The sequence below is a fragment of the Burkholderia sp. 567 genome (genome assembly GCF_040545115.1).
GTDB classification, from domain to species: domain Bacteria; phylum Pseudomonadota; class Gammaproteobacteria; order Burkholderiales; family Burkholderiaceae; genus Burkholderia; species Burkholderia ambifaria.
The window spans coordinates 40,509-53,300 of sequence record NZ_JBEPLG010000008.1 but is presented as its reverse complement, the minus strand read 5'-3'; the positions used below and the strand labels follow the sequence as shown (position 1 = coordinate 53,300).

Annotated in this window: 14 protein-coding genes; 5 read left to right on the top strand and 9 right to left on the bottom strand. The window is 67.2% G+C overall.

The annotated features are described in order from the left end of the window. The first annotated feature begins 58 nt into the window (after positions 1–58). A complete protein-coding gene (locus tag ABIC50_RS22835; protein WP_175656186.1) occupies positions 59–505 on the top strand; it encodes a hypothetical protein in 447 nt (148 codons plus the stop codon). A 77-nt stretch (positions 506–582) separates the two neighbouring features. Here the strand turns inward: ABIC50_RS22835 and ABIC50_RS22830 are convergent, their stop codons facing one another. Next, positions 583–1,473 (bottom strand): NAD(P)-dependent oxidoreductase, encoded by an 891-nt coding sequence (locus ABIC50_RS22830; protein ID WP_354166945.1) that lies wholly within the window; start codon positions 1,471–1,473, stop codon positions 583–585. A 141-nt stretch (positions 1,474–1,614) separates the two neighbouring features. On the opposite strand from ABIC50_RS22830, the gene ABIC50_RS22825 reads away from it, so the two are divergent. Together ABIC50_RS22825 and ABIC50_RS22820 are read left to right on the top strand one after the other, a co-directional pair. After that, the gene (locus ABIC50_RS22825; protein ID WP_006755984.1) at positions 1,615–1,824 is read left to right on the top strand and encodes a dodecin; all 210 of its coding nucleotides are present in this window, start codon (positions 1,615–1,617) and stop codon (positions 1,822–1,824) included. A 214-nt stretch (positions 1,825–2,038) separates the two neighbouring features. After that, positions 2,039–2,968, top strand: a complete 930-nt coding sequence (locus ABIC50_RS22820) for a LysR substrate-binding domain-containing protein (RefSeq protein WP_006762467.1) — start codon at positions 2,039–2,041, stop codon at positions 2,966–2,968. Between the two features lie 106 nt (positions 2,969–3,074). Here ABIC50_RS22820 and ABIC50_RS22815 read toward each other — a convergent pair whose 3' ends face one another. Further along, a complete protein-coding gene (locus ABIC50_RS22815; protein WP_006762468.1) occupies positions 3,075–4,487 on the bottom strand; it encodes an 8-oxoguanine deaminase in 1,413 nt (470 codons plus the stop codon). A 510-nt stretch (positions 4,488–4,997) separates the two neighbouring features. Between ABIC50_RS22815 and uraH the strand changes: the two genes are divergently transcribed. Both uraH and ABIC50_RS22805 read left to right on the top strand, forming a co-directional pair. After that, positions 4,998–5,351, top strand: a complete 354-nt coding sequence (gene uraH, locus ABIC50_RS22810; RefSeq protein WP_011657188.1) for a hydroxyisourate hydrolase — start codon at positions 4,998–5,000, stop codon at positions 5,349–5,351. 53 nt (positions 5,352–5,404) lie between these two features. Then, positions 5,405–6,598: a urate hydroxylase PuuD gene (locus ABIC50_RS22805; protein WP_006754395.1), complete on the top strand. Its 1,194-nt coding sequence runs from the start codon at positions 5,405–5,407 to the stop codon at positions 6,596–6,598. A 96-nt stretch (positions 6,599–6,694) separates the two neighbouring features. On the opposite strand, the gene ABIC50_RS22800 is transcribed toward ABIC50_RS22805, so the two are convergent. The 7 genes from ABIC50_RS22800 to ABIC50_RS22770 all read right to left on the bottom strand — a co-directional run bounded on the left by ABIC50_RS22800 (position 6,695) and on the right by ABIC50_RS22770 (position 12,782). Continuing rightward, entirely contained in the window at positions 6,695–7,105 is a 411-nt protein-coding gene (locus ABIC50_RS22800; protein ID WP_212071701.1) for an ACT domain-containing protein, read from the bottom strand. A gap of 131 nt (positions 7,106–7,236) precedes the next feature. Beyond that, positions 7,237–7,749, bottom strand: a complete 513-nt coding sequence (locus tag ABIC50_RS22795; protein ID WP_175737627.1) for an ureidoglycolate lyase — start codon at positions 7,747–7,749, stop codon at positions 7,237–7,239. Then, on the bottom strand, positions 7,746–8,759 hold the full coding sequence (alc, locus tag ABIC50_RS22790; RefSeq protein ID WP_354166943.1) for an allantoicase: 1,014 nt from the start codon (positions 8,757–8,759) through the stop codon (positions 7,746–7,748). The genes ABIC50_RS22795 and alc overlap by 4 nt, the downstream gene beginning before the upstream one ends. A gap of 69 nt (positions 8,760–8,828) precedes the next feature. Continuing rightward, positions 8,829–9,350, bottom strand: a complete 522-nt coding sequence (gene uraD, locus ABIC50_RS22785; protein ID WP_011657193.1) for a 2-oxo-4-hydroxy-4-carboxy-5-ureidoimidazoline decarboxylase — start codon at positions 9,348–9,350, stop codon at positions 8,829–8,831. After that, positions 9,347–10,300, bottom strand: a complete 954-nt coding sequence (gene puuE / locus ABIC50_RS22780) for an allantoinase PuuE (RefSeq protein ID WP_041491208.1) — start codon at positions 10,298–10,300, stop codon at positions 9,347–9,349. Before puuE ends, uraD begins: the two co-directional genes overlap by 4 nt. Before the next feature lie 150 nt (positions 10,301–10,450). Next, positions 10,451–11,287, bottom strand: a complete 837-nt coding sequence (locus ABIC50_RS22775) for an aspartate/glutamate racemase family protein (RefSeq protein WP_354166940.1) — start codon at positions 11,285–11,287, stop codon at positions 10,451–10,453. A 10-nt stretch (positions 11,288–11,297) separates the two neighbouring features. Continuing rightward, positions 11,298–12,782: an NCS1 family nucleobase:cation symporter-1 gene (locus ABIC50_RS22770; protein WP_354166937.1), complete on the bottom strand. Its 1,485-nt coding sequence runs from the start codon at positions 12,780–12,782 to the stop codon at positions 11,298–11,300. Between the last annotated feature and the right edge of the window lie 10 nt (positions 12,783–12,792).

Sequence of the window (12,792 nt, the reverse complement as noted above, 5' to 3'; positions counted from 1 at the left end):
GGGAGTGGGTCGCATGAAAGTGCCGCATTTCTTGCAATTGTTTTTGAGGCGAGTGTTTATGTCCTTCCCGAAAAAACGTCGACGCGCGCAGCAGGATGGCCAGGAGTCATTCCTCGCGGTATTGCGCCATTCGAAACCGTTTGCGCAGCTCGACACCAAGATTGCCCGCGCCCGTGCGCAGGACGAACCCGTCCTGTATGCGCATGTGCTGCCCGGCCTCGACGTGCTCCTGTGCAGCGTGCGCGGCGCACAGCCGCCCTATCCGGCCATCGCCGAACTGCGCAAGCGCTGCATGGAATCGATCGCCAACGCGCTCGAACAGCCGCTCGACGGCCTCGAGAACGGCGGCTATTGGTACGAGGCGAACGGCTTCGGCTTCCTCGTGTTCGCGAGCCGCGCCCGCGCGCGCATCCTGCCCGAATTTGGTGCAGGCACGAAGGCAAGCCTGCGCGGCGGCCTCGGACGCCAGAACGCCGGCGACACGACACCGCGCTCCCTCGGCTGAACCGACACCGACACGATGGGCCGCCTCCGGGCGGCCCATCGGCCATTCAGGCTTCCCGCTTCACCGCCGCCGCGCGCTCACCGCGCCGTCCGCCCGTTGCCGGGCCGGACGATGTCGATGAATGCGGCGAAATCGGCGCCGGCGAGGCCTTGCGCGGCGCCCAGGCGCAGCACCTGCTGCACCGTGGCCGACACGGGCATTACCGCGCCCGTGTCGCGCGCAGCGTCGGCGATCGCATCGACATCCTTCTGGAACGTGCTCAGCGCACCCATCGACGGGTGGCCGCTTGACGTCATGCGCGGCACGAAGGTCTGCAGCAGCACCGAGTCGGCCCACCCGCCCGCCAGCGCATCGGCCAGACGCGCGGCGTCGATGCCGCTCGCCTGCGCCAGGCCGACCGCTTCCGCGATCGCGGTCACCGTCGCGGTAACGATCGCCTGGTTGCACAGCTTCGCGGTCTGGCCCGCGCCCGCGTCGCCCATGTGCGTGATGCGCGACGCGTACGCGTCGATCAGCGGCCGCACCGCGTCGAGGTCGGCCGCGCCGCCGCCCGCCATCACCGCGAGCGTACCGGCCTGCGCGCCGGGCACGCCGCCCGACACGGGCGCGTCGATCCAGCCGACGCCGAGCGCGGCCGCGCGCGCCGCATAGTCGCGCGTCGTGGCCGGCGGAATGCTCGAATGATCGACGATGCGCTTCAGGCGGCGTGCGTTCGCATCGCCGGCAAGCAGCCCGTGCTCGCCGAACACGACGTCGCCGACCGCACGGCCATCGAGCACGCACATGAACACCGTGTCGACGCGCTCGGCCAGTTCGCGCGGCGTGTCGACCACCTGCGCGCCATCCTTTTCAAGCGCTTCAGCCTTGCCGCGCGTCCGGTTCCATACGCTGACCCGGTGGCCTGCCGCCAGCAAATGCCGAATCATCGGCGCGCCCATCAATCCCGGTCCGCAAAATCCGACTTCCACGATATTCCCGCCTCCAATTGAGGTTGCACTTGCCGCCCATCATACCTATCACTCAAGAAGCCGGACACGCGCGGCGCCGCTTCGGCGCCGCCACTTTCGCCGGCCATACCGACCACATACCGACACACCAGGGAGCGCATCATGAGCGACCACGTCTACAAGCTGATCGAACTGACCGGCTCGTCGCGCCAATCGTGCGACGACGCCATCCGCAACGCGATCTCGAAAGCCGGCAAGACGCTGCATAACCTGCACTGGTTCCAGGTGACCGAAACACGCGGCCACATCGAAGGCGACCAGGTCATCCACTGGCAGGTCACGCTGAAAGTCGGCATGCGCATCGACGACTGACGCACCGCGCGCGGTGCCCTGACCACCGGATGCGTGCAATGCGCATCCGCGCGACGCCGCGCCCGCCTGCATGACGCCCCGTTCGGGCCCCGTGTCGAGGCCCGGCCGGCGGGCGTCCGCGGGTATCCATCTCTTGACGCTGGTTTTCGTTCATATTAAAAACCATATACCCCCACGCCCCATCGATCAGCCCGGACATATAAACGGAGATATCATGAGTCAGCAACGCGAGGCGATCGACACGTACCTCTTGCGCGTCTTGCACACCTTGTTGATGGAGCGCAGCGTCACGCGCGCGGCCGTCAAACTGAACCAGTCGCAACCGGCGATCAGCGCCGCGCTGCGGCGCCTGCGTGACATCACCGGCGACCCGCTCCTCGTGCGCGGCAAGTCCGGCATGGTCCCGACCGAATACGGGCTGCGCCTGCTCGAACCGGTGCAGAACGCCCTGCGTGAAATCGAGCGCATCAAGTTCCAGCAGCACAATTTCGACCCGGCCACGTCGATTCGCTGCTACCGGATCGGCTGCCCCGACTACCTGAACGTGCTGTTCGTGCCGACCGTCGTCGAACGTTTCCGCCAGGCCGCGCCGAATGCGACGCTCGAGTTCCACTCGCTCGGCCCCGCGTTCGACTACGAGCTCGCGCTGGAAGACGGCAAGCTCGACATCGTCGTCGGCAACTGGCCCGAGCCGCCCGAACAGCTGCACCTGTCGAACCTGTTCGTCGACGAAATCGTCTGCCTGATGAGCAACACGCACCCATTCGCGAAGCGTGGCGGGCTCACGCTCGACCAGTACCTGAACGCGCCGCATCTCGCGCCGACGCCGTACTCGGTCGGCCAGCGCGGCGCGATCGACGTGCACCTCGCGCGCGAGCGGCTCAAGCGCCACGTGGTCGTCACGCTGCCGTACTTCAACCTCGCACCGTACGTGCTGGTGAAGTCCGACCTGATCTTCACGACGACGCGCCTGTTCGCCGATCATTACGCGAAGTTCCTGCCGCTGTCGGTCGTGCCGGCGCCGCTCGACTTCCCGCCGATGCAGTACTACCAGCTGTGGCACGAACGCTGCCACTATTCCGACGAAGTGCGCTGGCTGCGCAGCCTCGTCGCCGAAGCGACCCGCACGCTGATCGAGGCTTGATCGCGCACGGCGCGCGCCGGTCAGGCCGTCGCGGTACGGTCTGGCAGCCGCAACCGCCGCCGCGCGCCTGATCCGCGGCGCGCGGCGCGCGCCCCGCGCCCGTGCGTCAGCGCGACGCCTCCACGAGGGCGTGCGCAAGAGCGTTGTGGCGCTCGATGACGGGCGGCAGATCGAGCGTCGCGAGCCGCCCTTCCCGCACCACCACTTTCCCGTTCACCACCGTGTACGCCGTCTGCGACGGCGCGCAGAACACGAGCGCCGCGACCGGATCGTGCAGCGCGCCCGCGAACAGCGGCTGGCGCAGGTCGAACGCGGCGAAGTCCGCAGCCATGCCGGGCTTCAGCGCGCCAATATCGTCGCGGTTCAGCACCTTCGCGCCACCGAGCGTCGCGATCTCGAGCGCTTCCCGCGCGGTCATCGCATCGGGCCCGAAGCCGACCCGCTGCAGCAGCAGCGCCTGCCGCACTTCCGCGACCATCTGCGCGCCGTCGTTCGACGCGGAACCATCGACGCCGATCCCGACCGGCACGCCCGCGAGACGCATCTTCTTCACCGGCGCGATGCCCGACGCGAGCCGCATGTTCGAACACGGACAGTGCGCGACGCCGGTGCCGGTGCGCGCGAACAGGCCGATGCCCGCATCGTCGAGCTGCACGCAGTGCGCATGCCACACGTCGTGGCCGACCCAGCCCAGATCTTCCGCGTATTCGGCCGGCGTCATCCCGAACTTCTCGCGGCTGTACGCGATGTCGTTGACGTTCTCGGCCAGGTGCGTGTGCAACGACACGCCGTAGTCGCGGGCCAGCACGGCCGCGTCGCGCATCAGGCCGCGGCTCACCGAGAACGGCGAGCACGGCGCGACGACCACGCGCAGCATCGCGTAGCGGCCTTCGTCGTGATAGGTCTCGATCAGGCGCTGCGCGTCGCGCAGGATGTCGGGCTCGCGCTCGACGACCGAGTCGGGCGGCAGCCCGCCGTCGCGCTGGCCGACGCTCATCGCGCCGCGGCTCGCGTGAAACCGCATGCCGATCCGCTGCGCGGCGCCGATGCTGTCGTCGAGCCGGCTGCCGTTCGGGTAGATGTACAGATGGTCGCTCGACGTCGTGCAGCCCGACTGCAGCAGCTCGGCCATCGCGGTCAGCGTCGACACCTCGATCATCTCGGGCGTCAGGTGCGCCCAGATCCGGTACAGGTTCGTGAGCCAGCCGAACAGCTCGGCGTTCTGCGCGGCCGGCACCGCGCGCGTGAGGCTCTGGTACATGTGATGGTGCGTGTTCACGAGCCCCGGGATCACCAGGTGGCCACGCAGGTCGAGCACTTCGTCGGCGCTATCCGGCAGCTCGGCGCTCGGGCCGACCGCGACGATCCGGTTGTCTTCGATATAGAGCCCCGCGTCGCGCAGTTCGCGGCGCGTGTCGTCCATGGTCACGAGCACGTCGGCGTGCTTGACCAGCAGGGTTTTCGGGCGGGATGAGGATGGCTGTGGCGCGCGTGCGCCGGCGTGCTGCTCGAGGTTCATGCGTTCTCCGCGTCGTTCTGCCGCCGGGAGCCGCTCCCGGTGACGTTCACAAAGCCGTTCGAACGCTGATTCGCGGCACGCCCCGGTGCCTGCGTCCGTTCGAACGCGCTGGCCCGGTTACCCGGCGTGCACGCCGTCTTCGGGGTGCGCGCGGGCTCACGGCCCGACGCGCACGGCGGCAGCATCGCCCAAGCGCGCGCCGCGCACAATGCGCGAACCCGAATACCGCGCTTCACGGTTTCGATATGGTACGCCGCGCAGGGGGCGCCAAGCCCCGGAATCGCAGGCCGCGGGCGGATCCCGGCGTGCCGTCGACAGCGGTTCATGCGCGGCGCATTATCTTTGATATCGCGCCCGTATTTGCGCGGGGAACCTTTTTACAATGCCTGCACGGCGCTCGCTTCACTCTCGCCGACGGGTATGTAGCCACGTGACGTGGAGCCTCGATCCGCCGCACAGTCAATGGATCGAGTCGCCGCCGAACCTCGCATTCACACAAGGACACAACGAATGGGAAAGCTCACTACCCACGTACTCGATACGGCGCACGGTCGTCCCGGCGCTGCCATCAAGGTGGACCTCTACGCGCTGGACGGCGAATCGCGCCGCGCGATCAAGACCGTGCTGACCAATAGCGACGGCCGCTGCGACGAACCGCTGCTCGAAGGCGCCGCGCTCGCCGCCGGCGAATACGAACTCGTTTTCCACGCCGGCGACTACTTCGCGTCGCTCGGCGTGAAGGTGCCCGAACCCCGTTTCGTCGACCGCGTCGTGCTGCGCTTCGGCATCGCCGACACCGCGTCGCACTACCACGTGCCGCTGCTCGTGTCGCCGTGGTCGTACAGCACCTATCGCGGCAGCTGACACACGCATCGGCGCCCGCATCAAAGATAACGATCTGAGTCTGGAGGAGTTTCATGGAAGGCTTCATCACCGACTGGCTGAACCTCGCGCTGCGATGGCTGCACGTCATCGTCGCCATTGCGTGGATCGGCGAGTCGTTCTATTTCGTCGCGCTCGACAACAGCCTGAAACCGCCGACCGACGCGAACCAGCGCAAGCGCGGCGTGTTCGGCGAGCTGTGGCACGTCCACGGCGGCGGTTTCTACAACATGCAGAAGTACACGGTCGCCCCGCCGGAAATGCCGGATGACCTGCACTGGTCGAAGTGGCCGTCGTACACGACCTGGCTGTCGGGCTTCTCGCTGTTCTTCGTGCTGTACCTGCTCGCACCGAACACCTACCTGATCGACAAGAGCGTGCTCGACATGGGCCCGGTAGTCGCCGTCGCATCCGCGCTCGGCTTCCTCGCGGCCGGCTGGATCGTCTACGACTCGCTGTGCCGCATCCTCGGCACCAACGATCGCGTGCTCGGCATCTGCGTGGGCCTCTACGTCGTCGTCGCCGCGTACCTCGCGTGCCACATCTTCGCGGGCCGTGCGGCGTACCTGATCGTCGGCGCGATGCTCGCGACGATCATGTCGGCGAACGTGTTCTTCGTGATCATCCCGGGCCAGCGCAAGATGGTCGACAAGATGCTCAAGGGCGAAGAACCGAACCCGATCTACGGCAAGCGCGGCAAGCAGCGCTCGGTGCACAACACGTATTTCACGCTGCCGGTCGTGTTCGCGATGCTGTCGAACCACTATGCGATGACGTACACGAACAAGTTCAACTGGGTCGTGCTCGTGCTGATCATGCTGGCCGGCGCGCTGATCCGTCAGTTCTTCGTGATGCGTCACCGCGGCAAGCAGCTGTGGTACCTGCCGATCGGCGGCGTCGCGCTGCTGTCGGGCGCGCTCGTGTGGACGATGCCGAAGCCGGTCGCACCTGAAGCGCAGGCGGCAAACGCACCGAAGATCGTGATCAACGACATCATGCCGATCCTGCAGCAGCGCTGCGTCGAGTGCCACTCGGCCAAGCCGACGCTGATGGGCAGCGCGCCCGCCGGCGTGATGTTCGACACGCCGGACGAAGTGTCGAAGAATGCGCAGCGTATCTACGAACAGGCCGTGCGCCTGAAGGCGATGCCGATCGGCAACGTCACGCACATGACCGACGACGAGCGCGTGAAGCTCGCCGCCTGGTTCGAGGGTGGCGCGGTCAAGTAAGCCGCCGGGCGCCGGCGGTCGGTTGCCGGCGCATCCTCTCCGTTCGCGGGCCCGGAAACGGGCCCGTTTTTTTGCCTGTGCGAAACGCGTCGCCCGCTAGCCGCGCATCGCGTCGCGCTGCAGCGCGACGAGCGCATCGAGCGCGCGCGGGCCGTCGTCGAACGGCACGAAGATGTGATCATGATACGCAGCAGCCATCACGTTGCAGCTGATGCCGGCCGCGCCCAATGCCCGCGCGAACGCGGCCGTCAGGCCAACCGCCGCGAGATCCGAATGCACGGTCAGCGTGATCCACGCGGCGCGAAACAGCACCGGCCAGCCGCGACGTGCCGCAGTCTCTTCGTCGACCACGACCGTCATGCCTTCCGCTTCGCGGAACGTCGCGATCGTTTCGGATAACGATATTTCGGCATCGGCCGGCAGTGCGACGAATGCGAAGGCACCGCGATGCAGCCCGGGCTGCATCGTGCGCAGCAGGACGGCGAGGTCGTTTTCAGGGTGACTCATCGGGATCGGGTCCGGAACCGGACTTCGGGCGGTGGCGATGCGAGCACGATAGCACGCGGCACGCATAAAAAAACCCGCGCGGCGCGCGGGTTTCCTTGATGCTTCGAACGGCAACGGCAGCAATCCGGCTCTCAGGCCGTCAGCGCATCCAGCGCGTCCTCGGTGAGCCACAGCGATTCCTGCAGGTCCTGCTCATTCAGGTTCAGGCCTTCACCGCCGCGATCGACGACGATGAAGTCGCTGACGCCGCCGAGTGCGATCAGCGGGTGATGCCACACGCCCTTCGCATAGTTGACGCCCTGCCACCCGCTCGTCACGAACGCGCGGATCTTCGACGGATCGAGATCGCCCGCCGGCGCGACGACGACGAGATACGGCTGCTCGTTCAGCGGCACGAACGCCTGGCTGCCGAGCGGATGGCGCTCGAGCATCTTCACCTCGAACGGCAGCGTGCGCGGCTGACCGCGGAACAGGTTGATGAGCGTGCGGCCGCCTTCGTCCGCCACATCGACTTTCGCGAGATCGTGAAAGCGGATCGTCGTGCCGAGGTTGATCGGAATCTGCTTCGCGCCCTCCGTCTCGATCACGTCGCCGAACGGCGCGAACGCTTCCCGGGTCAGCGGTTCGATGGCAAGCGTCTTCATTTGTCGAGCGTCCCCCACAGACGCACGCGCGATACGCCACCGTCCGGAATGATGTTCAGGCGGACGTGCGTCACCGGGCCCAGCGACGCGATTTCGTGTTCGAAGTAATGCTGCTTGTCCATCTGCAGCTTCTGTTCGCCGAGCAGCACCGGCCAGAACATCGACTGCGTGATCAGCGAGCTGTCGGTGCCGCCCGACACGTACGCGGCCTGGATCGAGCAGCGGTCCGGGTAGTTGCCCTTGAAGAACGCGGTATCGACTTCGATCTTGCGGATCACGCCCGGCTGCGCGAGCGCGATGATCGCCCAGTCGTTACCCGGTTCGCGGCGACGCCGGGTTTCCCAGCCGTCGCCCATGTTCACGCCGCGGCCCGGCAGCAGCAGGTTCGACGCGACGCCGAAGTGCTGGTTGTTCGCGGCCACCACGTAGCCGCCGTTTTCCATCGCCGCGAGGTCGAACTGCTCGGTCGCACTCGCGCCGGCCCAGTCGAGCTGCGGCTGGCCGTACACGCGCAGGCGCGCGATGCCGCCGTCCGGATAGATGTTCACGCGCAGGTGCGTGAACGCACGCGCGTCGCTCGCTTCGACGTAGTGATGGCTGTTGCCCTGCAGCGTCGTCGACGGCACGATCTCGACCCACTCGGTCGCATGCGTCGGCGCGCCATCGGCCACGTACGCGGCCTCGATCGACGCGGCCGGCGGGAAGTTGCCGGTGAAGTGGCTCGTGTCGATGTCGAAACCCTTGATCACGCCCGGCCGCGCGAGCTTGACGATGCACCAGTCATAGCCCGTCGTGCGCTTGCGGCGTGTCTCCCAGCCATCCATCCACTTGCCGTGATCGTCGTACTTGCCGGGGATGAACACCGCCGGCTCGTGGTTCAGCATCCGCTCCTTCGGCGCGAAGAAGTCGTCGCTGGCCTCGAGCGCCTGCGCACCGAGACGCGGGTCGGCAAGGTTCACGTAGCGCCGCGTGAAATCGGGTGCGTCGGGATCGAGAAGCGGAACAGCCATGATGTTTCCTTGTTTCAGTGAGGCGGTGAGGCGGTGTCAGGCCGCTGCGACGCAGCAGGCCGTGTTGTGTCAGGCGTCGATCAGGTCGTCGAGGCGAAAGCGCGCGATCCGGTAGATCTGATCGAGGCTCGCGCGCAGCTCCTCGGCGCGCGAATGATTCACGCGCGACTCGAAGTTCGCGATGATGCCGTGCCGGTCATAGCCGCGCACCGCGAGGATGAACGGGAAACCGAACTTCTCGCGATACGTGCGGTTCAGCGTCAGCAGCTTGTCGAACTCTTCCTGCGTGCACTGGTCGAGACCCGCGCCGCTCTGCTCGCGCGTCGACTCGGCCGTCAGCTCGCCGCGTACGGCGGCCTTGCCGGCCAGCTCCGGGTGAGCGTTGATCAGGGCGAGCTGGCGCGCTTCGCCGCCCGTCTCGACCGCATCCGACATCGTCTTGTGCAGCGCGTCGATGCTCGCGAACGGCCGCTCGGCCGCGGCGACCTCGGCCACCCACGGCGAATGTTCGAAGATCCCTGACAGCGCCGCGACGAATGCGCTCGGCGCCATCGTGTTCAGTTGATCCAACGTGTAACGCATCGCCTTCATGCTTTCCCTTCGTTTCGATGATTGGGCTGATACGGATGATGCTCACGCCAATGACGCGCGATATCGACACGGCGCGTCACCCATACGCGATCGTGCTGCTCGATGTGGTCGAGGAAACGCTGCAGCCCGCGAAAACGCCCCGGCCGGCCCAGCAGCCGGCAGTGCATCCCGATCGACAGCATCTTCGGCGCTTCGTCGCCCTCGGCGTACAGCACGTCGAATGCGTCGCGCAGGTAGTCGAAGAAGTGCTCGCCGGTGTTGAAGCCCTGCGGCGTCGCGAAGCGCATGTCGTTCGTATCGAGCGTGTACGGGACGATCAGCTGCGGCGACGTGCCGCCGCCCGACACGGCGACGTCCATCCAGAACGGCAGGTCGTCGCCATAGTTGTCGGAGTCGTACAGGAAGCCGCCATATTCCGCGACGAGACGGTGCGTGTTCGGGCTGTCGCGGCCGGTATACCAGCCAAGCGGACGCTCGCCCGTCACGCGCTCGATCGCTTCCATCCCGAGGCGCATGTGCTCGGCCTCGAGTTCGGGCGTCATGCTCTGGTAGTGGATCCAGCGCCAGCCGTGGCACGCGATCTCATGACCGAGCTCGACGAATGCGCGCGCGAGTTCCGGATGGCGCTCGATCGCCATGCCGACGCCGAAGACCGTCAGCGGCAGCCCGCGCTTCTCGAATTCGCGCAGGATGCGCCATACGCCGGCACGCGAACCGTATTCGTAGATCGACTCCATGCTCATGTGGCGGTCCGGATACGCGGCCGCGCCGACGATTTCGGACAGGAACTGCTCGGAGGCCGGATCGCCGTGCAGCACGCAGTTCTCGCCGCCCTCCTCGTAGTTCAGCACGAATTGCACGGCGACGCGGGCGCGCCCGGGCCAGTTCGCCTGCACGGGATGGCGGCCGTAGCCGATCAGGTCGCGAGGATAGTTGGGATCGAGGGACATGGGTTCGAGGTGCGACGAAAGCCTGCCGGAATAATGGGTTCGCATCGAGCCGCGCGTGTGCCGGAGGCCGCCCGCGCGGGCCGATGCGATGACGGCCCAGTGTAGCGAAAAGGTGCAGACGCGCCCATACAGCGGCGCAGATAGTGCAGGTCAGACGGTGTGTATGTGCGGTTGCGGCAAATTGGGCATCCGTTCCGGCTCGGCGGTGCCGCTGCGCGCCGTGCCGGCGGCCGCCGCGGCCGGCGACGCGTCCTCCGCCGGGCTGAAGCGCGCGAATTCGCCGTCATAGCGCTTCGGCAGCGGCCGCGCATAGTCGCCGCGCTTCGCGGTCGCGAGGCGCAGCGCGACGAGCGCCTCGGCCCACTTGACGGCCGCCGTCACGCCTTCCACGACCGGCGCGCCGATCTGCTGCTCGATCTCGTGCGCGAATTCGGCCATCCCCGCGCAGCCGAGCACGATCGCGTCGGCGCCGTCCTCGTCGAGCGCGCGCCGGCATTCGTCGACGATGATCCGCCGCGCGGCCGAGCCCGGCCGGTCGAGCTCGAGCACCGCGACGTCGGTCGCGCGCACGTTGCGGCAGAAGCGCTTCATCCCGTAGCGCTCGGCGAGATGCCATGCCATCCCGCAGGTGCGCGCGAGCGTCGTGACGACCGAAAAGCCCGGCGCGAGCACGCTCGCCGCGTGCATCGCCGCTTCGGCGATCCCGATCACCGGCCCGCGCGCGACCTCGCGCGCCGCATACAGGCCCGGATCGCCGAAACACGCGATCACGTACGCGTCGCAGCCGTCGCGCTCGCCCTGCGCGATCTCGGCGAGGAGCCCGGGCGTCGCGAGCGCCTCGTCGTAATAGCCTTCGATCGACGGCGGCCCCATCGGCGGGCTCACCGCGACGATCTCGGTGCCCGCGGCCGCGACTTCACGCGCGCAGCGGCCCATCGCATCCGTCATCCGCTGCGTCGTATTCGGATTGATCAGCTTGATCTTCATCGCGCGCTCCTCAGGCCTTCGTGCTCACGAGCAGCCGGTAGAACACGAAGCCGAGCCCCGCGCCGATGAACCACGAGAAGTTCGCGGCGGCCTGCCAGCCCGGCACCATCACGCAGACGACCGCGATCACCGCGGCCGGCAGCAGCGCGACGAGCGCGCGGCGGTTCACGCCCCCCGTGTACCAGTAGGTGCCGCTCTCCGACATCGTGTAGAGGTCGTCGCGCACGAGGCGGCCGTGCTTGACGAGGTAGAAGTCGGCGATCAGCACGCCGTACAGCGGGCCGATGAACGCGCCGAGCACGTCGAGCGTGTAGTGGATCACGGCCGGGTTGTTGAACAGGTTCCACGGCGTGATGAAGATCGACGCGACGGCGGCGAGCATCCCGCCCGCGCGCCAGCTGATCAGCCGCGGCGCGACGTTCGAGAAGTCGAACGCGGGCGACACGAAGTTCGCGACGATGTTGATGCCGATCGTCGCGATCGTGAACGTCAGCGCGCCGAGGATCACCGCGGTCGGATGATCGATGCGGCCGACCGTCGCGACGGGGTCGGTGATGAGTTCGCCGAACACCGGCAGCGTCGCGGCCGTCGTGATCACCGTGACGAGCGAGAACGCAAGGAAGTTGACCGGCAGCCCCCAGAAGTTGCCGCGCTTCACGTCGCCGAACGAGCGGCAGTAGCGCGAGAAGTCGCCGAAGTTCAGCATCGGCCCGGAGAAGTACGACACGACGAGCGACACGGCCGTGATCATCACCGGAATCACTTCCGCGCCGTGATACTTGACGCCGCCGAGGTTCAGGCCGATGTTGCGCCAGCCCGCGCGCCACACCATGTAGCCGGCCAGGATGAACATCACGACGTAGACGGCCGGGCCCGCGAAGTCGATGAACTTCTTGATCGTCTCCATCCCGTTCCAGAACACGAACGCCTGCAGCACCCACAGCAGCATGAAGCCGGCCCAGCCGACCGCGGACAGCCCGAGGAAGCCGTAACGATGGACGTCCGCGTACGGCAGCCATTGCGGGAAAAACTTCAGCACGACGATCACGAGCGCGCTGGACGCGAGATAGGTCTGGATGCCGTACCACGCGATCGCGATCAGCCCGCGGATCACGGCCGGCACGTTCGCGCCGAGCACGCCGAACGTCGCGCGGCACGCGACCGGATACGGCACGCCGATCTGCTGGCTCGGGCGCGCGATCAGGTTGCACAGCCGGTTCACGATCGTGATGCCGACGATCAGCGCGATCAGCACCTGCCAGCTCGTCAGCCCGAGCGCGAACAGGCTGCCCGCGAACACGTAGCCGCCGACGCTGTGCACGTCCGACATCCAGAACGCGAAGATGTTGTACGAACCCCATGTCTGATTCTTTAGGGGTGCCAAATCTTCGTTGTACAAACGTCGACTGTAACCGTCCGGCAACGCGGAACCGCCGCCCTCGCCGCCTTCTTCCGCCGGATACGCGCTGTCGTGCGCCACACTGAACTGAGCCATGACTTCTCCT